The organism is Thioalkalivibrio sp. ALMg11 (genome assembly GCF_000377905.1).
Classification (GTDB): domain Bacteria; phylum Pseudomonadota; class Gammaproteobacteria; order Ectothiorhodospirales; family Ectothiorhodospiraceae; genus Thioalkalivibrio.
Window position 1 is genome coordinate 13,697 of record NZ_KB898878.1, and the last position, 21,391, is coordinate 35,087.

Here is a 21,391-nt window from a genome sequence, read left to right on the forward strand (position 1 = left end):
CCCGGCGAAGGAGTGCCTGGCGCCAGCCGTCCTACAGAAAGAGGAAGCCGACGATCGCGACCGCCGCGACCACCGCGACGGCATCCGCCGTCAGCGCGGCGGCCAGGGTGTGGCGCACGCGCTTGATGCCGATGGCGCCAAAGTACACGGCCAGGACGTAGAAGGTGGTCTCGGTCGAGCCCTGCAGGGTTGAGACCAGGATACCCACATGCGTATCCGGCCCGGTCGTCGGGTCCTGCATGATGCCGGCCATGATGCCGTAGGCGCCGGAGCCGGATAGTGGGCGCAATAGTGCCATCGGCAATGCCTCGGCCGGCAGGCCGAACGGCGTGGTCAGTGGCCCGACCAGCCCGACAAACATCCCCAGCGCGCCGCTCTCGCGCAGCATGCCCACGGCAACCAGGATCGCGACCAGATAGGGGATGATGCGCAGCGCAACATTGAAGCCCTCCTTGGCCCCCTCCACGAACACCTCGTAGACCGGCACGCCGCGAATGACGCCGTAGGACAGAAAGCCGACCACCAGCCCGGGGATGATCCACGGGGCGATGGCCTGCCCGTAAAGGATGGTCAGCGGGATGACCGCGAGCACCCCCAGCAGGACCAGTATCGAGACCCAGGCGGGGTAGCCCTCGGTGGGGACCTCGATGTTCATCGGCTGTTGATCGGTCTTGTCCGCTGTCTTGTCGGCGTTTTGGGTGGGCTCGGCCGTCGCCTCCCGGCCCGCCTCGCGCAGCGTATCGTCTAGCTCGCTCGCGTCGTCCGCGGACGACGCGTTCGGATCGATACTGCGGGTTGCCGGTGGCGGCAGGAAGTAGCGCTGCAGGATCAGTGCGCTGGCGATGCCGGCAATGGTGGCGAACAGGGTCGCGAACAGCGTGGTCGGCAGGATTGCGGCCGGGGCCTCGGAACCCAGCGAGGCGCGCAGGGCGATCACGCCGGTGGGCAGCAACGTGATGCTGGAGGTGTTGATCGCCAGGAACAGGGCCATCGCGTTGGTCGCGGTGCCCGGGTGCGGGTTCAGCTTCTCCAGCTCCTGCATCGCGCGGATGCCGAACGGCGTGGCGGCGTTGCCCAGGCCCAGGATGTTCGCGGAGAAGTTCAGGATCATCGCGCCCATCGCCGGGTGCTCCGGCGGGACCGACGGGAACAGGCGGATCATTAGTGGGCGCAGCAGCCGGGCCAGCACGGTGAGCAGGCCGCCGGCCTCGGCGATCTTCATCAGGCCCAGGAACAGGGCCATCACGCCGACCAGGCCCAGTGCCAGCTCCACGGCGGAGCCGGCGGCCTCGATCGCGCCCTCGGACAGGGCCTGCATTGGCTGTTCGTCGGGGTCGGTGGAGCGGATCTCGCGGATCGCGGCCGTGGCCACGGCGATCACGATCAGCGCGAGAAAGATCAGGTTCATGCCGCGCAGTCTGCCACGGTCAGCGATTTTCCCCGCGTGATACACCCCGCAGCACGGCATCCATCGCGCGCGCCGGCAGCAGCCACTTGAGGAAGGCGAACAGGCGGGTGGGGAAGGTCACGTGGTAGCGCACCCGTGGGCGGCGGGCCTCCAGGGCATGCACGACACAGCGCGCCACCGCCTCGGGTCCCAGCGTGAACGGGGCGTCGGCCTCGGCATTTGCCATGCGTGCCTCGGCGGCTCGGTAGGTGTCCTGCCAGGGGCCGTGCTCGCGCTGGACGTGGTAGCGGAAGGCCTTCAGTGCGTTGGCGCGGAACTCGCTGCGGATCGGGCCCGGCTCGATCAGCGCGACATGGATGCCGGTGCCGTGCAGCTCCTGGCGCAGGGTATCGCTCATGCCCTCGATCGCGAACTTGGAGGTCACATACGCCCCGCGCAGGCGCAGCGCGACCAGACCCAGCACCGAGCTGTTCTGGATGATGCGCCCTTCGCCAGCGCGGCGCATCGCAGGCAGCACCGCGTTGGTCAGCTCCAGCCAGCCGAGGACATTGGTCTCCAGTTGGGCGCGCAGGGTGGCGCGGTTCAGGTCCTCCACCGCGCCGGGCTGGCCATAGGCGCCGTTGTTGAACAGGGCGTACAGATGGCCATCGGTGCGGTGCAGGATCTCGGTGACCGCGCTATGGATGCTGGCGGAGTCGTCCAGATCCAGCTGCAAGGCCTCGAAGCCGTCTTTTTTCAGCCGGGCGACATCCTCGCCGCGCCGGGCGGTGGCGAACACGCGGTAGCCGCGATCACGCAGCACGCGCGCCGTACAGGCGCCGATGCCGCTGGAGCAGCCGGTGATCAGGACCGCGCGGGAAGAGGTGTCACGCACCGCGGCGCGCTCAGTAGGTCAGGGTGGCGACGCCGTCCTCGACGACCTCGCCGATGAAGGCCCCGCCGCCGCGCATCCCGTCCAGTTCCGGCACTGCGTTGTCCAGCGTCAGGCCGTTCTCGCTCATCGCTCCGGCGCAGGCGTAGAAGGCGCAGCCGGCCTCGTGGGCGTCCTGCATGAAGCCGTAGACGGATTTCTCCTTGGCCTCGCCGGGGTAGATGGTCTCCGCCACGCCCTGTCGCAGCAGGCGTGTGGTGCCGGCGGCGAAGTAGATCTCCACCTCGAGATCCATCGCGGCGGCAACGGTGGCCTGGAAGAAGGGCGCCCCCAGCGTGCCAGGGCGGTCGAGGTCCAGGTTCAGCAGCATGATCACGATCTTTTCGGCCATGACAGGTCCTTGCGCGGTCGTTTTGTCGAGTTGGGGGTGAATGATCCGCGCTGCGGCCGCCCGGCGCAAACCTCAACGTGGATTGGCCGGGAGACATCAAGACAGGTGCCCGGTGGCGACGGGTATCGGCTGCATGACCCCGAACGGCTCCCCATTGTCGTCGTCCCGGACGCCGCGCAGCGGTGATCCGGGATCTCTCCGGTCGGGCTGCCTCGGCGCTGGAGATCCCGGCTCTGCGCTTCGCTTCGGCCGGGATGACGTCGATGGGATGCGAGGAGAGCGGTCCAGCCCTGGTTGCCTCGGAAATACCCTTATGGATCAGGAAAACGGATTGTCGGAAGCGAAGGCCTTTCATTCCCCGAAAACGGCCGCATAATACGCCTCAACCCGTGTTTTCGCGGATGCATTCCGAGGATTCGATTCATGCCCATTTACGAATACCAGTGCAAGGATTGCGGCGAGATCTCCGAGATCCTGCAGAAGATCTCTGATCCGCCGGCCACCGTTTGCCCGGAGTGCGGTGCCGAGGCCCTGACCAAGCAGGTGTCCGCGGCCGGCTTCCGTCTGGCCGGGGGCGGCTGGTACGAGACCGACTTCAAGAAGGACGGTAAGCGCAATCTGAAAGAGGGCAGCAGCTCAGCCAGCAGCTCTAGCGACAGTAGCTCAACGAAATCGGACGCCTCCGGAAAGTCCGAATCTTCCGGTAGCGCCAAGACCGGCACCTGATTGATGCTGGTTTCCCTGCGCCGCTACCTGATTGCAGGGCTACTGGTCTGGCTGCCGCTGATCGTCACCGGCTTCATTATCAAGCTGCTGGTCGACCTGCTGGACTTCACCATCCTCCTTCTGCCGCCGGCCTGGCGGCCGGAGGCGATTCTCGGCTTCTCCATCCCCGGTGCCGGCATCGTGCTGGCGGTCGTGGTGGTGTTCGTGACCGGGGTGGTGGTGGCCAATATCGTTGGGCGCAAGCTGGTCTCGGTGGGCGAGTCGATCGTCCGTCGCATCCCGCTGGTCAGCTCGATCTACGGCGCGGTCAAGCAGGTCACCGAGACCGTTCTAACCGATGGCGGGCAGGCGTTTCGCAAGGTGATGTTGATCGAGTATCCACGCCGCGGCCTGTGGTCGGTGGGGTTCATGACCGGTGTCGCAGTCGGCGAGGTGCAGGACCGCACCGAGCGCGACGTCATCACCGTTTTCGTCCCGACCACGCCCAATCCCACCTCCGGCTTCGTGCTCATGGTCCCGCGCGAGGAGGCCATCGAACTGGACATGACGGTGGAGGACGGGCTCAAGTTCGTCATGTCCCTGGGGGTCGTCACCCCCCTGCAAAGCCCCGCCGATGCCCCGGCTCCGGTTGCGCGGGGGCAGGGCAAATCGTAAGATTTCCGGCCTTTTCGCGGGTGCGAGCGCCACGTTCGCCCCGTTTTCCCGACTCACCGTGCAGGCCCCTGGCGGGCGTGCCCTTCGGCTGGAACAGCGCAATGCGAACTCATCTGTGTGGACGTGTCACCGAGAACGAACTCGACTCGGAGGTGACCCTTTGCGGCTGGGTGAACCGCCGGCGTGACCACGGTGGCGTGATCTTCGTCGACCTGCGCGACCACGCGGGCCTGGTCCAGGTGGTGTTCGATCCTGACCGCGAGGAGGTCTTCGCGCGCGCCGAGCAGCTGCGCACCGAGTACGTAATCCGCATGACCGGCCGCGTGCGCCGGCGCCCCGAGGGCACCGAGAATTCCGATCTGCCCACCGGGGCGGTGGAGATCCTCGGGCTGGAGCTGGAAGTGCTGAACGCAGCCAAGACCCCGCCGTTCCCGCTGGACGATGAAGACGTCGGCGAGGACACCCGGCTGCGTTATCGCTACATGGACCTGCGCCGCCCGCTGATGCAGCAGCGTCTGCGCCTGCGCGCGCAGGTCTCAGCGGCCATGCGCCGCTTCCTCGAGGAACGCGAGTTCCTCGACCTCGAGACCCCGATGCTGACCAAGGCGACGCCGGAGGGCGCGCGCGACTACCTGGTGCCCAGCCGCACGCATCCGGGCAGCTTCTTTGCCCTGCCGCAGTCGCCGCAGCTGTTCAAGCAGCTGCTGATGATGTCGGGCATGGATCGCTACTACCAGATCACCCGCTGTTTCCGCGACGAGGACCTGCGCGCCGATCGCCAGCCGGAGTTCACCCAGCTGGACATGGAGATGGCCTTCGTCGACGAGGCCGACGTGATGGGCGTGACCGAGGAACTGATGCGCCATCTGTTCCGCGAGGTTATGGGCATCGAACTGGACGACCCGTTCCCGCGCATGAGCCATGCCGAGGCCATGGCCCGCTTCGGTTCGGACAAGCCGGATCTGCGCATCCCGCTGGAGTTCACCGAGCTGACCGAGGTGATGCAGGCGGTGGAGTTCAAGGTGTTCAACGGCCCGGCCAACGACCCGGAAGGTCGCGTGGCCGCGCTGCGCGTGCCGGGCGGTGCCAAGCTCACGCGCAAGGAGATCGACGTCTACACCGAGTATGTCGGCCGCTACGGCGCGAAGGGCCTGGCCTACATCAAGGTCAACGACCCGACCGATATCGCCGGCGGTCTGCAGTCGCCGATCCTCAAGTTTCTGCCGGAGGACGTGACCCGGCAGATCCTGGAGAAGACCGAGGCCGCCGCCGGCGACCTGATCTTTTTCGGTGCGGACAAGGCCTCGGTGGTCAACGAGGCGCTCGGCGCCCTGCGCGTCAAGATCGGCCACGACCTCGAGCTGGTCGTGCCGGGCTGGCGGCCGCTGTGGGTGGTCGATTTCCCGATGTTCGAATACGACGATCAGGACAAGCGCCTGTACGCCCTGCATCACCCGTTCACCGCTCCGGCAGTGGATCGCCCCGAGGCCCTGCGCGAGAACCCGCGCGAGGCGATGTCACGGGCCTACGACATGGTGTTGAACGGCACCGAGGTCGGCGGCGGCTCCATCCGTATCCACAACCCCGAGATGCAGCAGGCCGCGTTCGAGGCCCTGGGCATCGGCGAGGAGGAGGCGCGCGAGAAGTTCGGCTTCCTGCTGGACGCACTGAGCTTCGGCACCCCGCCGCACGGCGGGCTGGCCTTCGGCCTGGATCGCCTGGTGATGCTGATGAGCGGCGCCCACTCGATCCGCGACGTGATGGCCTTCCCCAAGACCCAGACCGCCGCCTGCCTGCTGACCGATGCCCCGGCCCCGGTCGGTGAGAAGCAGCTGCGCGAACTGGGTATACGCCTGCGCCCCAGCGCCACGCAACAGGCCGAGTAACCGCTTGCCCGGGCGCACGCCATGACCGGCATGCGCAGCAGCGTGGTCATGGTCCACGGCTGGCACATGCCGGGCCTGGAGATGGCCCTGCTGGGTCGCCGGCTGCGCGCGGCCGGCCACGAGGTTCACGGGTTCCGCTATGCCTCGCGCCGGCAGACGCCGGAGCAGGCCGCCCGTGCCCTGGCCGCGTTTCTCGACGAGGTCCCCGGAGACCTGGTGCACCTGGTTGCCCATAGCCTGGGCGGCGTGATCGTGCGCCACCTGTTCGAGGTCGCGCCGGTGCAGCGCCCCGGTCGCATCGTGATGCTGGGTTCGCCGTTGCAGGGCAGCCGCGTGGCGGCGCGTCTGGCGCAGAACCGCCTTGGTCGTTGGTGGCTGGGCGCGGCGCTGGATCGCGGCCTGCTTGGCGGCAGCCCCATCCTGCGCGGGCGCGACGTCGGCATGATCGCCGGCAGCAAGCCGTTCGGGCCGGGCCCCTGGGTCGCGCCGCTACCGGACCCGCACGACGGCACGGTAGCGGTGGACGAGACCCGCGGCCCGGAGGTCTCGCGCCACCTCACCATGCCGGTCTCCCACTTCGGCATGCTGGTCAACCGTCTCCTGGTCCAGGAGACCCTCCATTTCCTCGAGTCCGGCGAGTTCCTGCCATAACCCCAACCGGCCCGACCCCACCGCCCCCGTCATTGCGAGGAGCCGAAGGCGACCTGGCACAAAAGCGCACAGTGCGTTGAACGGCCGCAGGCCGGCCCGAAGGGCGAGCGAAGCGAGTAATCTCCGTCCGGAACCACCGCAGTCGGATTCTGAACGCATCGCCAGCTTCCAGAGATTGCTTCGTCGCCTGCGGCTCCTCGCAATGACGGGGGAGGGAAGAGGCGGTGTGGGTGAGTACTACGCAGGCATCCGTGATTACCGCCGCGCCAGCGATTAGACTGTGCGGGTCCCGTGGCCGGCCGGCGCGCAACACGTCGCCGCGGCCGCTTATCGTTGAAAACCAATTCAGGGAGTCGTGACCGAATGGCAGGCCACAGCAAGTGGGCGAACATCCAGCATCGCAAGAATGCCCAGGACGCCAAGCGCGGCAAACTCTTCACCAAGCTGATCCGCGAGATCACCGTGGCCGCGCGCCACGGCGGGTCCGATCCGGAGACCAACCCGCGCCTGCGCCTGGCGATCGACAAGGCGCTGGGCGCCAACATGACCCGCGACACCATCGAGCGCGCGGCCAAGCGCGGGGCCGGCGAGAGCGATGGCGACAACGTCGAGGAGATCCGCTACGAGGGCTACGGCCCGGGCGGCGCGGCGATCCTGGTCGACTGCATGACCGACAACCGCAACCGCACGGTTGCCGAGGTGCGCCACGCCTTCTCCAAGATGGGCGGGAACCTCGGCACCGACGGCTCGGTGGCCTATCTGTTCCAGAACAAGGGCGTGATCCGTTTCGCCCCCGGGCTGGACGAAGAGGTGGTGATGGAGGCCGCGCTGGAGGGCGGGGCCGAAGACGTCCAGGTCGAGGACGACGGTTCCATCGAGGTCATCACCGAACCCGATACCTATCAGGACGTCCGCGCGGCGCTGGCGGAGCGCGAACTCCAACCGGAAGATGCCGAGGTCACCTGGCGCCCGGAGACGCTCGCGCCACTGGATGGGGAGACCGCCGAGTCGATCCTCAAGCTGCTGGACATGCTGGACGACCTGGATGACGTGCAGAACGTCTTCACCAATGCCGACTTCCCCGACGAGGTCAGCGGTGACTGATCCGGCCGCAGCGTGACCGGCGTACGCATCCTCGGGATCGACCCCGGTTCCCGGATCACCGGCTTCGCGGTGGTCGAGTACGAGCGCAGCCGCGGCCGCTCCTGCGGGCACGGTGTGATCCGGCCGAAGGCCAAGGGCTTCCCCGAACGCCTGGGCGAGATCTTCGCTGGCGTGGTCGAGGTGATCGACGAACTGAAGCCCGACGTGCTGGCCATCGAGTCGGTGTTCGTCGCGCGCAATGCCCAGTCCGCGATCAAGCTGGGGCATGCCCGGGGCGCGGCGATCTGCGCCGCCACCCAGGCCGGCCTTGCGGTACACGAATACGCCCCGCGTGCGATCAAGCTGGCCGTGGTCGGCATCGGCGGGGCGGACAAGGAACAGGTCCAGCACATGATGCAACAATTGTTACGCCTGGCTGAACCGGCCAGTAGCGACGCCGCCGACGCCCTGGCCGTCGCACTCTGTCACGCCCACACCCAGCAGCACGAGGCGCGCCTGGCAGCCGCCACCTCCAGCATGATTGGGGGCCGCCCGTGATCGCGCGGCTGGAAGGTCGTTTGATCAGCCGGGAGGTTAACGGCGTGGTGATCGATGCCGGCGGGGTCGGTTACGAGGTCGACGTCCCGCTATCCACGCTGGCGGCCCTGCCGGAACCGGGCGAGACCGTCGTGCTCGCCACCCATCTGGTCGTGCGCGAGGATGCCCACCAGCTGTTCGGCTTCCTGAACAAGCGCGATCGCGACCTGTTCCGGCGCCTGATCCGCGTGAACGGCATCGGCGCGAAGCTGGCGCTGGCCATGCTCTCCACCTACGCCGGCGACGAGCTGGCCGGCCTGATCAGCGGTGGCGACGTCACCGGCCTGTCGAAGGTGCCGGGCATCGGCAAGCGCACCGCCGAGCGCATTGTGCTGGAGCTCGGCGAACGCCTCGCCGAGATGGGCTTTGCCGCCGCACCCGCCGGGGGAGCAGCAGGCAGCGAGCCGACGCCCGAAGCTGCAATGGAAGGCGAGGCCCTGGCCGCGCTGGAGTCCCTCGGCTATCAACGCGCCAGCGCCGAGAAGATGGTCGCCGCCGTACGCGACCAGGCGGATTCGGTAGAAACCCTGGTGCGCCTGGCCCTCCGCGCCACCGTCAAGCGCTAGCGCGCACCAAGCCGCGCGGCTTGCTTGCTGCCGTTTGAGGTGTCTTCCGTCCCGGTGCCATGTCTCGCCCGGTAGAGGCTGGGCTTGTTCATCATCCGGTGTTTACGGTGGCTTCGGTCCGCCGCCTGCCTGGTTGTGGCTAGGCCCGGTTCGTCGTCCGAGTTTACTTGCTTCCGGTCCGCCGCCTGCCAGGCGCTGATTCGCCAGCGCACCGCGCCCGTTTTTGATCAACAACGGACTTCTTTGCTCGTGCAAAGAAGTACCCAAGAAACACGCCCGACCGCCGCGACCCCGGCCGGCTGCGCGGGCGCGGGGTTTCCCGCGCTCCGAGGCTTTTCGCGGGCGGCGCCGAACTCGCTACGCCTACGGCTTCGCTCAGACATCCAGCGCCCCGTGTCTATTTTGAATCGTTCCGCGAAAAGCCTCTCCACTCGGCGCGACGACAACGGGGGTGAAGGTCAAGCCAACGGCTGTCCCGACTATGTTGCTCATGGATGAAGGCTGGCTCTTCCGGCATCTCGGGCACGCTCGGCCTGCGGCCGTTGCGTGCCGCGCCCGCGGTGCGGGCGCCAGGGCTTTCGTAGGATGTGATGAGCGAAGCGAATCGCATCAGGGTTTCGCACGGCGTGGGGGGTGGTGCGTTTCGCTGCGCTCAACCGCACCCTACGGGACACGGGCTGGCTGCCGGTGTCCGGATACCGTCTGTCTTGACCTTCCCCTCCCGTATGGAGCCCTTGCGGAAGGGTTCTCGGGCCGGCCAGTTAACAATAGACACGGGGCGCTGGATGTCTGAGCGTAGCCGCAGGCGTAGCGAGTTCAGCGCCGCCGGTCCGAGGGCCCTGGAGCAAGGTTCCCGGGCGGAATCCGGGTGCCCTTCTTTAGGCACTTTCCTGGGCAAGCAAGAAAGCCAGTTGTTGATCAAAAACGGGCGCGGCGCGCTCGCGAGAGAGCGCATGGCAGGCGGCGGACCGAAGCCACCGTAAACACCGAATGACGAACCGGGGCCAGCCATCAGGGTGGTGGGCTGTACTCGGGCCTGGGCAATGCAGGAAGGCGGCGGGATGCCGCCAGGCGCGTTAGCGGGAGGAGCCGAGGCTTTTCTCGATGCGGTCGGCGAGGGCGACCAGGCGTTCCGAGCTTCCGGAGGTGTCCGCGCCGGCCTTCTGCTGCCGGCACTCCAGCATCTCGTGCGCCAGGTTGAGCGCCACCATTACCGCGATGCGCTCGGCGCCCACGATGCGCCCGCCATCGCGCAACTCGCGCATGCGCTCGTCAATCAGGGACGCCGAGGCAAACAGGTCGGCGCGTTCCTCCGGTGGGCAGGCAATCTGGTATTCCTTGCCCATGATGGCGACGCGGACGGGTTCGGACTGGCTCATTCGCTGTGCTCCATCGAGCGCAGGCGCGCGATCATGTTCTCGACCCGGTGGCGGGCCTGTTCGTTGCGTTCCTTGAAGGCCGCGCGTTCGCCCTTGAGCTGGCGGATCTGTTCCTGTAGCAGGTGGTTCTCCTCGCGCAGGGCCGCATGCTCTTCGAGGAGGCGCGTGATCGCGGCCTCCAGGCGTTCGGTCGGGTCGATCGCTGAATCGTCGTTCGGCTGCATGGCCTCGGGCCCCGGGTGGCAGGTGCGGCATTCGCCGCGAGTCGATTAATCTCTGGAGTCTAGGAGGCGTTCGAGCGAAGCGTCAACTTGCGTGACTCACAGTAGAGACGCGGGTCAATGTACGCGTTCGTGCACCCGCCATTCCGGGGTTTGTTGCGGCCTGGCACCCGCGCTGGCCACAATACGTGGAATCCCCTAGCCATCAAGTGTTGTCGCCCATGACTCAGCCACCCGAACCCGGCCCCGACGCCACCGTGATCGAGGGTACGGCCCATAACGGAAAGCCGTGCCGGATTGTCGACAATACGGGCACCGTGCCGCGTCCGGAGCTGGAGCAGCTATTGAACACCCTGATCGAGGACAAGCGCTTCGGTCTCAACATGCTGTCCTCCACCGGCTCCAGCGCGATCAAGCTGGGCGAGCCGCAGTTCACCCATCTGCAGGTGGGTGACGATCTCTACCGCTTCCTGCTGTTCCCCTACGAAGCGCGGCTGGAGTCATTCTGATGACGCATTCAAAGGGCACCGGCAACGCCAAGTCCCTGGACGGCCTGGAGCGCGACCCCGAGGCCCTGCGCGAGCAGCTCGAACACGGGCTGCGCAGCATGGGGTATGCGCAGACGCCGGCTTCGGCCCACGGGCTGTTCACCGGATGTCTGGTGGCCGACCCGGGTTCCGACGTCGATGCCCTGGAGCTGAGCCTGGGCGAGGCGCTGCCGCTGACCGAAGGTGCAGGGGACCGCTTCGACAAGACCGTAGAGGCGATCCGCCGCGCGCTGGTGGCGCAGCTCTACGACGTGGAGTTGGGTTTCGGCCCGCTGCTGCCGGAGGACGACGCCATCGAGGCGCAGGCCCAGGCCCTGTCGGAATGGGTGGACGGCTTCATCGCCGGGCTCGGGCAGACGCCGCGGCTGGCCCGGCTCAAGCCTTCGGCCGAGGCCAGCGAGATCCTGCGCGACTTCGCCGAGATCGCCCGCATCGAGCTGGAGCCGGACGATGACGAGGACAACGCGGCGGCCTTCGAGGAACTCAACGAATACGTGCGCGTGGGCGTGCTGCTGATCGCCGACGAGCTGGCCCCGGACGACCCGAAACGGATCCCGATGCAATGACGCGAACGCCACAAGCCCCCCGGCCGGGCCGGATGCCGGAGATCCCGCAGGGCGAGTTTGCCCGGCGCCGCCAGCGGCTGATGCGGGCGGTTGGCCCGGACTCGATCATCGTCCTCCCCGCCGCCCACGAGCGCACCCGCAACCGGGACGTCGAGTACCCGTTCCGCCAGGACAGCGACTTCCTCTACCTGACCGGCTTCCCCGAGGCGGACGCGGTGGCGGTGCTGGTGCCGGGGCGCGAGGCGGGCGAATACATCCTGTTCTGCCGTGACCGCGACCCCACCCAGGAGACCTGGCAGGGGCGGCGCGCGGGGCCCGACGGCGCGATGGAGGCCTATGGGGCCGAGTGCGCCTTTCCGATCGAGGATGTCGACGAGATCCTGCCGGGGCTGATGGAGAACCGTGGTGTGCTGGCCGCACCGTTCGGGCGCGACGAGCCGCTGGACCAGCGGCTGTTCGGCTGGGTCAATCAGGTGCGCGCCAAGGCCCGCAACGGCGTGCGCGCGCCGCACGAGTTCGTCGCGGTGGAGCACCACCTGCACGAGCAGCGGCTGTTCAAGAAGGCTCCGGAGCTGAAGCTCATGCGCCATGCCGCAGCCATCTCCACCCAGGCGCATGTGCGTGCGATGCAGGCCTGCCGTCCCGGCCTGACCGAGTTCGCGGTGGAGGCGGAGGTGCTGCACGAGTTCCACCGCTTCGGCACCGAGACCGCGTACCCGTCCATCGTCGGCGGCGGCGAGAACGGCTGCATCCTGCACTACATCGAGAACCGCGCCGAGCTGAACGACGGTGACCTGCTGCTGATCGACGCTGGCTGCGAGGTGCAGGGCTACGCCTCGGATATCACCCGGACTTTCCCGATCTCCGGACGCTTCGGCGAGCGCCAGCGCGAGGTCTACGAGTGCGTGCTGGCCGCTCAGCTCGCCGCAATCGAGCAGGTGCGCCCCGGCAACGACTGGGACACGCCGCATGCGACGGCCGTACGCGAACTGACCCGCGGGCTCAAGGACCTGGGCGTGCTCAAGGGCCGCCTGGACAAGCTGATCCGCGACCAGGCCTACCGCCCGTTCTACATGCACCGTACCGGCCACTGGCTGGGGCTGGACGTGCACGACGTCGGCGACTACCGCGTCGGCGACGCCTGGCGCCAGCTCGAGCCCGGCATGGTGATGACCGTGGAGCCCGGGCTCTACTTCGGGCCCTACAGCGAGGCCCCGAAGGAACTGCGCGGCATCGGCGTACGCATCGAGGACGACGTGGCCGTCACCCGCGACGGCCACGAGGTCCTGACCGCGGACTGCCCCAAGACCGTCGCCGACATCGAAGCCTGCATGGCCGGCGACCTCCCGGGCTGGAATTGACCATGCCCGCCCGCCATAACCCAGCGCCGGACCAGCCCCCTGTGGGAGCGGGCCTGCCCAGAACCGTAGGGTGCGTTGAGCTCTGCGAAACGCACCGCTCACCCCGGAGCCGCGCGCCCGGTGATGCGATTCGCTGCGCTCATCAGCATCCTACGCACCGGAATCCTGCGATGGCCGATGCGGGTCTTGTGGGAGCAGGCCTACCCGCGACCGGGTCGCAGACCCCGTTCCCGGGTGTGTCCGGAACCGTAGGGTGCGTTGAGCCCCGCGAAATGCACCGCTCACCCCGGAGCTACGCGCCCGATGATGCGATTCGCTCCGCTCATCAGCATCCTACGCACCGGAATCCTGCGATGGCCGATGCGGGTCTTGTGGGAGCAGGCCTACCCGCGACCGGGTCGCAGACCCCGCCCCCGGGTGTGTCCGGAACCGTAGGGTGCGTTGAGCCCCGCGAAACGCACCGCTCACCCCGGAGCTACGCGCCCGATGATGCGATTCGCTCCGCTCATCAGCATCCTACGCACCGGAATCCTGCGATGGCCGATGCGGGTCTTGTGGGAGCAGGCCTACCCGCGACCGGGTCGCAGACCCCGCCCCCGGGTGTGTCCGGAACCGTAGGGTGCGTTGAGCCCCGCGAAACGCACCGCTCACCCCGGAGCTACGCGCCCGATGATGCGATTCGCTCCGCTCATCGGCATCCTACGCACCGGAATCCTGCGATGGCCGATGCGGGTCTTGTGGGAGCAGGCCCACCCGCGACCGGGTCGCAGACCCCGTCCCAGGGTGTGTCCGGAACCGTAGGGTGCGTTGAGCTCTGCGAAACGCACCGTTCACCCGGGGGGCATACACCCCATGATGCGATTCGCTGCGCTCATCGGCATCCTACGCATCGGCATTCTGCGATGGGTGGTGCAGGTCTTGTGGGAGCGGGCTTGCCCGCGAAAGCGGCGTCGGGGCTACCCGCCCGGGGTGTGGTATGACGACGAACACCTGCGATATCGCCATCGTCGGCGGCGGACCGGTGGGTGGCCTCGCCGCCTGCACCCTGGCGCGGGCGGGGTACGCGGTCACGCTGTTCGAGCGGGGCGCGCCGCCAGCACCGGCGGCGCACGCACACGATACCCGCGGCTACGCCCTGGCGGCCGGCTCCGTGCAGTTCCTGGACGATCTGGGCTATTGGGCGCCGCTGTCCGAACGGGCGACTGCGATCCGCTCCATTGTTGTCAGCCGCCGCGGCGGGCTGGGGCGTGTCCACCTGAACGCGGCCGATCAAGGCCGCCACGCCCTCGGCCAGGTGGTGCCGGCCGTCGCGCTGGAGCCGATGCTGGATGCGGCCTGCCGCGCCGCCGGCGTGGACGTGCGCCACCACTCGACGCTGGCCGGCGTGGGCGAGGTGACGGACGGCCAACGCGAACTGCGCATCAACGGCGCCGAAGGCGAGAGCACTTGGGCGGCGCGTCTGATCCTGGCCGCCGACGGCATCCAGTCGCCCACCCGCAAGGCCCTGGGCCTTGCGGTGAACCGCCTGCGTTACGCGGCGGATGCCCTGGTCTTCGATGTGCTGCCTGCCCGGCCGCACAACGGCCAGGCCTTCGAACGCTTCACCGACGAGGGCCCGCTGGCGCTACTGCCGCAGGCGGATGGCCGGATGAACGTCGTCTGGGTGGCCCCGCCGGAGGTCTGCGAGCGCCGCCTGGAGCTGGACGAGGCCGAACGCCTGCGCGAGCTGCAGGCGCGCTTCGGCTGGACCCTGGGGCGCCTGCGTCCGGCGGGCCGCGTGGTGCGCTTCCCGCTAGAGCGGGTGCATGCCCCGGAGCCGGTCGCGGACCGCGCCCTGTTGCTGGGCAATGCCGCGCACGCGGTGCACCCGGTGGCGGGGCAGGGGCTGAACCTCGCCCTGCGCGATGTGGCGACCCTGCTGGGTGCGCTGCGCGAGTGGCGCGGGCAGGGCGGGGCGCCTGGCTTTGTCGCCGACCCCGGCGCGCCCGCAACACTTGCGACCTATGCCCAGGCCCGGCGAGCCGACGTGAACGGTGTGGTGGCGGCGACCGACTTCCTTGCCCGCGGCATGCTGCACGCAGCGGGCCTGCGCGGGCATGCGCTGGGCGGCGGGATGATGGCGGTCGACCGCCTGCGCCCGGCGCGCGATCGCCTGGCACAGGCGGCCATGGGCCTTGGCCCGCTGCCGCGCCATACCGCGCGCCATCTCGCGCGTCCGGACGCAGGGGGCGGGGCATGAGCGCGTCCGGTTCCCACGACGTGCTGGACCTGCTGGTGGTGGGCGCCGGTGCGGTCGGTGGTGCCATCGCGCTGGGCGCGGCCCGCCAGGGCCTGCGCGTCGGGCTGCTGGAGCGCAATGCCGCGCCCACCTTCAGCGACGCGACCCCGATCACGCGCGTCGCCACGCTCAACATCGCCTCCATGGACTTCCTGGCCAGCCTGGGGGTGCAGGACGCCCTCGAGGCGCGTCGCGCCCATGCCTTCTTCGGCATGGCCGTGTGGGACGCCCGTGGCCCCGGGCATATCCGCTTCGACGCTGACGAACTGGGCGTGCCGGCGCTCGGCTGGACCGTGGAGCACGCCGCCCTGGAGGCCGTGCTGTGGGCCGAACTCGAGGCCGCCGGCGTGGCCCTGTGGCCGGCAACCGAATGGAAGAGTCTCGACACCCGCCCGGATCGGGTGGATGTCTACGGCCCGCACCATGCGCCGCTGGCCTCCGCCCGTCTGGTGGTCGCGGCCGATGGCGCGCAATCGCCCCTGCGTACCCGCATGGGCATCCCGGTGCGCGAGCAGGAGTATCACGCCCGTGGCGTGGTCGCGACCGTGACCACCGAGCGCTCGCACGAGGACACCGCCTGGCAGCGCTTCGTCGACGACCAGATCATCGCCTTCCTGCCGCTGGCGGACGGGCGCAGCTCCATCGTCTGGTCCCAGCCCGAACTCCAGGCGGACGACAGGCTGGCGCTGGACGATGCCGGTTTTTGCCGGGCGCTAGAGGAGGTGTTCGACCACCGCCTCGGGGCGATCACCGCCACATCGAAGCGCGCCAGTTTCCCGCTGGTGGCCCGTCACGCCCGTGAGTACCACGCCGGCCGGGTCGCCCTGGCGGGGGACGCCGCCCACACCATCCACCCGCTGGCGGGGCAGGGCCTGAACCTCGGCCTGGCCGACGCCCGCGCCCTGGTCGAACGCCTGCACGGCCCCGCCCGCCGCGACCCGGGTGCCGAGACCGTCCTGCGCGCCTACACCCGCGACCGCCGCAGCGAGAACGCCTTCATGCAGCGCGCCATGGACGGCTTCCGCCTCGTCTTCGGCACCCAAGCTGCGGGCCTCCCGGAACTGCGCGGCCTCGGCATCCGCCTGGTTGACCAGGCCGCTCCGCTCAAGCGCCGTCTGGCCCTGCGCGCCTTCGGGCTCGATTAGGCCTTCCCGGGCACGGAGTAGTCAGGCCCGGGGTGATGCGATTCGCTGCGCTCATCACATCCTACGAACGGATCGTGGTGGCTCGCCGTGCCGGGGTTCCCGTGTTTCTGAGCCGTACCTGACGGTTTAGGGCATTCCGCGTCGCGATGCGATGCGATTCGCTCCGCTCATCCGCATCCTACGAGTCGATTATTAAGCCGAGGGCCGGGGCACGATCGCGTGCAACGGCGCACGGCGGACCCGTGACGGGTGGGGTGGCCGTAGGATGCGCTGAGCGAAGCGAACCGCATCTTCATGGCACCGAGGCCCCTGCGGCGTTTCATGCCGCACCACGCCGCCTCATCGACCCTTTGGTGTGCCGCTTTACCCACGCCGTGTCGGTCATTCGCTCCATCGCCAACATCCTGCCCATTCGCCATGCCGCAACATCCCGGCCATGCGTCCAACCCCGTCATCCCCGCCGCCCGTCCAACCCCCTTAAGCACGGCCGCCCGTTCAACCCCCGTCATCCCGGCCCTAGCGAAGCGAAGAGCCGGGATCTCCGGATGCGCCCCCGCGGTTCAACCGGGCACATGCCGCCTGTAGGAGCGGCCCTGGCCGCGAAGCCCCTGCCAAAGCGTGATCGGTGCGGACGTGCCCCCTCCCGACCACGCCCCGACACCCCATAAGCATGTGGCGTTTCCGCAACATCCGTCCATCGCCGCCGCCTGAAATTGACCTCGTTGCAAAAAAACAACGGACTCTGCGCGCCATCGACGTACTTTCGGTCCCTGCCAAATGCCCGCACGAAGCAAATTGCTAAAAAATATGAAAAACCGGATCCAGCCGTCAGTTTGCTCGAGCCCAGAAGGGTAAGCCGATCCTAATGGTCCCCCCTATTCAGCGAGTTGCCGGATATCTCGCGCCTTTCTGTAGCCTGTTTCCGCAAGTTATTGATCTTCCGAAATCCACCCTGCGTCACGTTCAGCGCCCAACTGTGGCAACTTTTTCCCGCCCAGGGGTTGAAAAGAGACACCGTGGTGTATATAAAACACCTGTCATTCGCGGCATCGACCGTGGATGCAGCGTAAGAAACGAACAACACACCTCTCCTGGGAGATACGCACCATGAAAAAACAGATTCTTGCAGTCGCCGTTGCCGGCGCCTTCGCAGTCCCGGCCTTTGCCGCCGCCGACTCCAGCGTCACCCTGTTCGGCCAGCTGCAGACGCAGATCGTCCACCACACCAGCAGTTCTGACGAGTTCGACAGCGGGATCCGTTCGCACGATGCCGGCGGTGCTGGCTGGATTACCGATGGCAACGGCCCGAACCGTCTGGGCGTGATGGTCAATCACGACCTGGGCAACGGCATGACCGCCCTGCTGAAGATCGAGCAGGATGCCCAGACCAGCAGAGGCCTGAACTCCGGTGCGCGTGACCAGTTCGTCGGTCTGGACGGTAATTTCGGTCGCCTGACCCTTGGTCGCCAGAACCTTCCGTACGCCACCGCCGGCAAGGACCCGCTGAACGGTACCTTCATGCAGGCTCGTGGCAATGGGGCCCGTCTGGGCACTGGCGGCGACGTCGGCGGCCTGGGTAACGGGTCCTACCTCGACCGTGTGGTCAAGTACAGCAATAGCTTTGGTATGGTCGGCCTGCAAGTCGCCGCCGCCATGGATAATGGTGCTGAGGGCAACTCTGAGAACAGCGAATACGCACTCTCCGGTCGCCTGAACTTCGATCTCGGTGCCGTGGATCTGTACGTGGCGCACACCAACGCGGATGATTTCCGTGAAGCCGGTCGTGGCGGCGATTTCCAAGCAACCAAGATCGGGGCTGACTGGAAGTCCGGCCCGTTCCGTCTGGTTGGCGAAATCGAGGACTACGAGATGGAAGACGGTACTGGCGCGACCGTTCGTGACGCGACCGGTGGTTTCATCTCCGGTACGTACACGATGGGCCGGAACGATTTCGTTCTGAACCTGGGCCACACTCGTAACGACGGTAGTAACAACAACGTCGATTACGCCGCTCTGGGTGTGAAGCACAACTTCAGCAACCGCGTAATGGCGTTTGCGGGTGTTTCCTACACCAGCTTCGACGACGATGCGACCTTTGGCCGCCCCAATACGACTGTACCGGGTGCAGAGCCGGGCACCACGATCCCCGTGGTCACCGTTGGCGGTGAGTCCTTCACCGCCGTTGGCGCCGGCATGCGGGTGTCCTTCTAAGGGCAACCACTGCTACCAAGCGGTATAACAACAAGTTTGTAGCTTGTTTTGCGGGGCCCCCAGGGGCCCCGTTTTTTATGCGTGACCGGGCCCCGTTGGGGCCTTTTTGCGTTTGGGGGGTATGGCGATCGGCGCCGGATACCGTCGGAGCGCAGGGCCGCCGAAGGCGGGCGGTTCAGCGGACGGGGTCGACGCGGATTTCGAGGGTGAGGGTGTCGCGGGCGCGGCTGGTGCGGCGGGAGGCGAGGCCGCGTTGCTCGGTGGCGCTTTCGCTGTGGACGCCGCCGAGGGTGTGCCAGGCGCCCGGCTCCAGGGTGAGCTGGGTGTCGATGGCGTCGCGGTCCACGGCGCCGCGTGCGAGGGGGCGTTCGTGGAGGTGGGCGATGGCCGCGTGAACGCGGCCGGCCTGTTGAAGCCGAAGGTGGCCCCTACCCGCATGGCGAACGTGCGTTAGGCGGGATCGGGGCAGAGTTCGAGGATCTGGTTGAGAACCGCGCGGGCTTCCCGGTAGGTCCCCTGCGGCACTTGTCCGGCCGGGTGGGGTTTCGCGTTGCGTTGGCGCCAGTCGAAGGACTTTACCTGGTGGCAGAGGATGTAGCTGGTTTTTGCATCCGGCGTCGTGCCCGCCACCACGGCGAATGGGTTGGTCGCATTGTAGTCGGCGGTGGTCATGGGGAGCCTCAGGACCAGCGAGGTTCGGGCGTTGAAGCTGGTTGGCGACAGGACCAGGAAGGGGTGAATATCTCGCATCTCCCGTCCTGCCTGAGGGTTGCAGTCAATCCAGATGACATCACGGCGCAGGGGTACCCAGTCCTTGGGTGTTCTGCCTTTTACCATCGTTCATTTCCAATCGCGTCCGTGCGCATGGCCTCGCCGCCGTGCACGTCTGGATCAAACCCTTCCAGCCGCTCGTCGAGGGTCATGGATTGAGTGGTTACCGGACGGATCACGCTCTGGTTGCCCTCCACGGACACGATGACGGATTGGTCCGCCTCCAGATGCGCTGCGCGCGCGATGGCCGCTGGAAGGCGAACCCCCAGATTGTTGCCCCAGCGCTTGATTTTCAGTCGTGTCTCGGCCATGGCTCCACCCGCATGATGTATAGACATTGTTTAAACAACTGTATCGCCCCGGTGTGGAAGTGCGCCAGACCGTTGGCCTGCCAGTTGGGTGGTCGATGCCTCCCGGTTGGAGGTGCGTTTCGCGGGGCTCAACGCACCCTACGGGGCGGTGCTATCCCGTAGGATGCCGATGAGCGAAGCGAATCGCATCATGGGGGCTGGCTAGCGAACGGGATCGACGCGGATTTCGAGGGTGAGGGTGTCGCGGTCGCGGGTGGTGCGGCGGGAGGCGAGGCCGCGTTGCTCGACGGCGCTTTCGCTGTGTACGCCGCCGAGGGTGTGCCAGATGCCTGGTTCCACCGTGAGCTGGCTGTCGACGGCGTCGCGGTCCACGGCGCCGCGCGCGAGGGGGCGTTCGTGGAGGTGGGAGATGGCCACGCGGACACGGCCGTCCGGTTGTATCTGGGGACGGACGCGGAAGCCGCGGGCGGTGTCCTGGAGGAGGGGTTCGACGCCGACGCCGGCGCGGCCGTGGACAATGCGGAAACCGGCGGTGCGGGTCTCGCCGACCAGGATGATCGCCTCGGTGCCTTCGCGCAGGCGCAGGTGCTGGGTCTGGTCGTCGCGGCGGGTGGTGCGCAGGCGCTGGGTGGTCACGCGGCCTTCGGTGCCGGCCGGGCCGGTCTCGAGATCGATGCCGGTGCCGCGTTCGGTTCGCGGGGCGTCGCTGTGGCGGCGCACGGAGAGGATGAGGTCCTGGGTCGGGGCGTCGAGTTCGGTGACGACCTCGCGGATCTGCTGGAGGGTGCGGGCGTCGGCGCGCACCAGCAGGCGGAAGCCGTCGCCGCGCAGGGTGGCCGCGTCTCCGAACAGGGCCTGGAGCTCGGGCTGCAGGCTGTGGGCCGGGCGGTTTTGCAGCGGCAGGACGGCGACCTCGGCGTGGGTGTCGCGTGCGAAACCCGCTGAGGGTAGGAGCGTGCCAGCGGCTAGCGCGAGGGCTGCCCGTAGCCAGTGTCGGCGATCCGCCATGCGGGGCTTGTCAGACGAGGAGGCGGCGGAGCTCGACGGCTTCATCGCTCAGGCTCCAGTTGGCCTCGAAGTCCTGGACTGCGCGCTGGGTGCCGGGTCGGTCCTCGACGTCGCCGCGCAGGATGCGGCGTCCGCCGGCCTGGGTGAGCTGCATCCAGCCGCTGTGGTCGGCAATCGCGGTGACGGTTAGCGGGCTTTCCTCCGCGGCCTCCAGCCGGCGCACCGCGACGGCGCTCGGCAGGCGCTTGATGCTCTCGACCAGGCTCGGGAGTCGTTCCTTCAGGGCGAGGTCGTCATCTACCAGCAGGCGGATATCGGTGTGGCGATTGCGGCGCGCGATGCCGGCCAGCTCGGCGCCGAGGTCGGCACCCGCGATCTCGGCCAGGAGCGCGACGCGGGCGTGCAGCCAGAGGCGCCGGCGGGTGGCCGCCAGGAGTTCTGCCAACAGGGCCTCGGCGTCGATCAGGGTCGGGTCGCGTTCGGGGGTGGTCATCGGCGTCTCGCTCGCGTGCTGGGTGCTCCTCTCAGCATAGGCGAGTGGGGGTGGCTTCGCATCCCTGGGTTCGGTAGTGGTCTCGCGCGGCATTCGGGGGCCGGCTGGATTCGTCGGTATCGGAGCGGGCGATTCGCGTGCCGACACGCTCCCACAGAACGCCGCGTAGGATGCCGATGAGCGTAGCGAATCGCATCGCGTGGGTGGGGTGCGCCCCCGCCGTGAGTGGTGCGTTTCGCAGGGCTCAACGCACCCTACGTTTGTGG

At 68.0% G+C, this 21,391-nt stretch carries 22 protein-coding genes and 1 pseudogene; 13 read left to right on the forward strand and 10 right to left on the reverse strand.

All coding sequences use genetic code 11. The features are described 5' to 3' along the window. Positions 1–31: 31 nt before the first annotated feature. From D578_RS0112425 to D578_RS0112435, 3 genes are read right to left on the reverse strand one after another with little or no spacing between them, the layout of a single operon-like run. Positions 32–1,408 carry a nucleoside recognition domain-containing protein gene (locus tag D578_RS0112425; protein ID WP_018950263.1) on the reverse strand — a complete coding sequence of 459 codons (1,377 nt, stop codon included), beginning with the start codon at positions 1,406–1,408 and terminating at the stop codon, positions 32–34. A 19-nt stretch (positions 1,409–1,427) separates the two neighbouring features. Beyond that, positions 1,428–2,282: an SDR family NAD(P)-dependent oxidoreductase gene (locus tag D578_RS0112430; RefSeq protein WP_018950264.1), complete on the reverse strand. Its 855-nt coding sequence runs from the start codon at positions 2,280–2,282 to the stop codon at positions 1,428–1,430. 10 nt (positions 2,283–2,292) lie between these two features. Further along, positions 2,293–2,670, reverse strand: a complete 378-nt coding sequence (locus D578_RS0112435) for a DsrE family protein (RefSeq protein ID WP_018950265.1) — start codon at positions 2,668–2,670, stop codon at positions 2,293–2,295. 423 nt (positions 2,671–3,093) lie between these two features. On the opposite strand from D578_RS0112435, the gene D578_RS0112440 reads away from it, so the two are divergent. From D578_RS0112440 to ruvA, 7 genes are all read left to right on the forward strand, one after another. Beyond that, positions 3,094–3,396 (forward strand): FmdB family zinc ribbon protein, encoded by a 303-nt coding sequence (locus D578_RS0112440; protein WP_018950266.1) that lies wholly within the window; start codon positions 3,094–3,096, stop codon positions 3,394–3,396. Between the two features lie 3 nt (positions 3,397–3,399). Continuing rightward, on the forward strand, positions 3,400–4,050 hold the full coding sequence (locus D578_RS0112445; RefSeq protein ID WP_018950267.1) for a DUF502 domain-containing protein: 651 nt from the start codon (positions 3,400–3,402) through the stop codon (positions 4,048–4,050). Positions 4,051–4,151: 101 nt separating this feature from the next. Then, positions 4,152–5,936: an aspartate--tRNA ligase gene (gene aspS, locus D578_RS0112450; RefSeq protein WP_018950268.1), complete on the forward strand. Its 1,785-nt coding sequence runs from the start codon at positions 4,152–4,154 to the stop codon at positions 5,934–5,936. A 21-nt stretch (positions 5,937–5,957) separates the two neighbouring features. After that, the gene (locus tag D578_RS0112455) at positions 5,958–6,587 is read left to right on the forward strand and encodes a triacylglycerol lipase (protein WP_018950269.1); all 630 of its coding nucleotides are present in this window, start codon (positions 5,958–5,960) and stop codon (positions 6,585–6,587) included. 363 nt (positions 6,588–6,950) lie between these two features. Next, on the forward strand, positions 6,951–7,691 hold the full coding sequence (locus D578_RS0112460; protein ID WP_018950270.1) for a YebC/PmpR family DNA-binding transcriptional regulator: 741 nt from the start codon (positions 6,951–6,953) through the stop codon (positions 7,689–7,691). A gap of 12 nt (positions 7,692–7,703) precedes the next feature. Continuing rightward, positions 7,704–8,228 carry a crossover junction endodeoxyribonuclease RuvC gene (ruvC, locus tag D578_RS0112465; protein ID WP_018950271.1) on the forward strand — a complete coding sequence of 175 codons (525 nt, stop codon included), beginning with the start codon at positions 7,704–7,706 and terminating at the stop codon, positions 8,226–8,228. Beyond that, a complete protein-coding gene (gene ruvA / locus D578_RS0112470; protein WP_018950272.1) occupies positions 8,225–8,833 on the forward strand; it encodes a Holliday junction branch migration protein RuvA in 609 nt (202 codons plus the stop codon). The genes ruvC and ruvA overlap by 4 nt, the downstream gene beginning before the upstream one ends. Positions 8,834–9,909: 1,076 nt before the next feature. Here the strand turns inward: ruvA and D578_RS0112475 are convergent. Continuing rightward, positions 9,910–10,212, reverse strand: a complete 303-nt coding sequence (locus D578_RS0112475; protein WP_018950273.1) for a cell division protein ZapA — start codon at positions 10,210–10,212, stop codon at positions 9,910–9,912. Further along, entirely contained in the window at positions 10,209–10,436 is a 228-nt protein-coding gene (locus D578_RS0112480) for a cell division protein ZapB (RefSeq protein WP_018950274.1), read from the reverse strand. The genes D578_RS0112475 and D578_RS0112480 overlap by 4 nt, the downstream gene beginning before the upstream one ends. A 218-nt stretch (positions 10,437–10,654) precedes the next feature. Between D578_RS0112480 and D578_RS0112485 the strand changes: the two genes are divergently transcribed. The 6 genes from D578_RS0112485 to D578_RS0112510 all read left to right on the forward strand — a co-directional run bounded on the left by D578_RS0112485 (position 10,655) and on the right by D578_RS0112510 (position 18,542). Further along, a complete protein-coding gene (locus tag D578_RS0112485; protein WP_018950275.1) occupies positions 10,655–10,942 on the forward strand; it encodes a hypothetical protein in 288 nt (95 codons plus the stop codon). After that, entirely contained in the window at positions 10,942–11,547 is a 606-nt protein-coding gene (locus D578_RS0112490; protein ID WP_018950276.1) for a UPF0149 family protein, read from the forward strand. The genes D578_RS0112485 and D578_RS0112490 overlap by 1 nt, the downstream gene beginning before the upstream one ends. A 32-nt stretch (positions 11,548–11,579) precedes the next feature. Next, positions 11,580–12,908, forward strand: a complete 1,329-nt coding sequence (pepP, locus tag D578_RS0112495; RefSeq protein WP_018950277.1) for a Xaa-Pro aminopeptidase — start codon at positions 11,580–11,582, stop codon at positions 12,906–12,908. A gap of 976 nt (positions 12,909–13,884) precedes the next feature. Then, entirely contained in the window at positions 13,885–15,147 is a 1,263-nt protein-coding gene (locus D578_RS0112500; protein WP_018950278.1) for an FAD-dependent monooxygenase, read from the forward strand. After that, entirely contained in the window at positions 15,144–16,331 is a 1,188-nt protein-coding gene (locus D578_RS0112505; RefSeq protein WP_018950279.1) for an FAD-dependent monooxygenase, read from the forward strand. Before D578_RS0112500 ends, D578_RS0112505 begins: the two co-directional genes overlap by 4 nt. Positions 16,332–17,438: 1,107 nt before the next feature. Continuing rightward, positions 17,439–18,542: a porin gene (locus D578_RS0112510; protein WP_018950280.1), complete on the forward strand. Its 1,104-nt coding sequence runs from the start codon at positions 17,439–17,441 to the stop codon at positions 18,540–18,542. Positions 18,543–18,717: 175 nt separating this feature from the next. Here D578_RS0112510 and D578_RS16080 read toward each other — a convergent pair. The 5 genes and pseudogenes from D578_RS16080 to D578_RS0112535 all read right to left on the reverse strand — a co-directional run. Beyond that, positions 18,718–18,960 (reverse strand): annotated as a pseudogene (locus tag D578_RS16080) (hypothetical protein); the annotation flags it as partial. Between the two features lie 32 nt (positions 18,961–18,992). Then, positions 18,993–19,379, reverse strand: a complete 387-nt coding sequence (locus D578_RS0112520; RefSeq protein ID WP_255349552.1) for a type II toxin-antitoxin system PemK/MazF family toxin — start codon at positions 19,377–19,379, stop codon at positions 18,993–18,995. Then, complete coding sequence (locus D578_RS0112525; protein WP_018950283.1) at positions 19,373–19,624, reverse strand: AbrB/MazE/SpoVT family DNA-binding domain-containing protein; 252 nt, start codon at positions 19,622–19,624, stop codon at positions 19,373–19,375. The genes D578_RS0112520 and D578_RS0112525 overlap by 7 nt, the downstream gene beginning before the upstream one ends. Before the next feature lie 201 nt (positions 19,625–19,825). After that, a complete protein-coding gene (locus tag D578_RS0112530; protein WP_018950284.1) occupies positions 19,826–20,677 on the reverse strand; it encodes a hypothetical protein in 852 nt (283 codons plus the stop codon). After that, positions 20,643–21,125, reverse strand: coding sequence for a hypothetical protein (locus D578_RS0112535; protein ID WP_018950285.1), 483 nt, complete (start codon positions 21,123–21,125; stop codon positions 20,643–20,645). Before D578_RS0112535 ends, D578_RS0112530 begins: the two co-directional genes overlap by 35 nt. Positions 21,126–21,391 lie beyond the last annotated feature (266 nt).

Excerpts from the sequence above, each read along its gene's own strand:
- D578_RS0112425 (WP_018950263.1), bottom strand. The coding sequence starts at position 1,408 with ATGAACCTGATCTTTCTCGCGCTGATCGTGATCGCCGTGGCCACGGCC.
- D578_RS0112435 (WP_018950265.1), bottom strand. The coding sequence starts at position 2,670 with ATGGCCGAAAAGATCGTGATCATGCTGCTGAACCTGGACCTCGACCGC.
- D578_RS0112440 (WP_018950266.1), top strand. The coding sequence starts at position 3,094 with ATGCCCATTTACGAATACCAGTGCAAGGATTGCGGCGAGATCTCCGAG.
- D578_RS0112445 (WP_018950267.1), top strand. The coding sequence starts at position 3,400 with ATGCTGGTTTCCCTGCGCCGCTACCTGATTGCAGGGCTACTGGTCTGG.
- aspS (WP_018950268.1), top strand. The coding sequence starts at position 4,152 with ATGCGAACTCATCTGTGTGGACGTGTCACCGAGAACGAACTCGACTCG.
- D578_RS0112455 (WP_018950269.1), top strand. The coding sequence starts at position 5,958 with ATGACCGGCATGCGCAGCAGCGTGGTCATGGTCCACGGCTGGCACATG.
- D578_RS0112460 (WP_018950270.1), top strand. The coding sequence starts at position 6,951 with ATGGCAGGCCACAGCAAGTGGGCGAACATCCAGCATCGCAAGAATGCC.
- D578_RS0112475 (WP_018950273.1), bottom strand. The coding sequence starts at position 10,212 with ATGAGCCAGTCCGAACCCGTCCGCGTCGCCATCATGGGCAAGGAATAC.
- D578_RS0112480 (WP_018950274.1), bottom strand. The coding sequence starts at position 10,436 with ATGCAGCCGAACGACGATTCAGCGATCGACCCGACCGAACGCCTGGAG.
- D578_RS0112485 (WP_018950275.1), top strand. The coding sequence starts at position 10,655 with ATGACTCAGCCACCCGAACCCGGCCCCGACGCCACCGTGATCGAGGGT.
- D578_RS0112490 (WP_018950276.1), top strand. The coding sequence starts at position 10,942 with ATGACGCATTCAAAGGGCACCGGCAACGCCAAGTCCCTGGACGGCCTG.
- pepP (WP_018950277.1), top strand. The coding sequence starts at position 11,580 with ATGCCGGAGATCCCGCAGGGCGAGTTTGCCCGGCGCCGCCAGCGGCTG.
- D578_RS0112500 (WP_018950278.1), top strand. The coding sequence starts at position 13,885 with ATGACGACGAACACCTGCGATATCGCCATCGTCGGCGGCGGACCGGTG.
- D578_RS0112505 (WP_018950279.1), top strand. The coding sequence starts at position 15,144 with ATGAGCGCGTCCGGTTCCCACGACGTGCTGGACCTGCTGGTGGTGGGC.
- D578_RS0112510 (WP_018950280.1), top strand. The coding sequence starts at position 17,439 with ATGAAAAAACAGATTCTTGCAGTCGCCGTTGCCGGCGCCTTCGCAGTC.
- D578_RS0112520 (WP_255349552.1), bottom strand. The coding sequence starts at position 19,379 with ATGGTAAAAGGCAGAACACCCAAGGACTGGGTACCCCTGCGCCGTGAT.
- D578_RS0112525 (WP_018950283.1), bottom strand. The coding sequence starts at position 19,624 with ATGGCCGAGACACGACTGAAAATCAAGCGCTGGGGCAACAATCTGGGG.
- D578_RS0112530 (WP_018950284.1), bottom strand. The coding sequence starts at position 20,677 with ATGAAGCCGTCGAGCTCCGCCGCCTCCTCGTCTGACAAGCCCCGCATG.
- D578_RS0112535 (WP_018950285.1), bottom strand. The coding sequence starts at position 21,125 with ATGACCACCCCCGAACGCGACCCGACCCTGATCGACGCCGAGGCCCTG.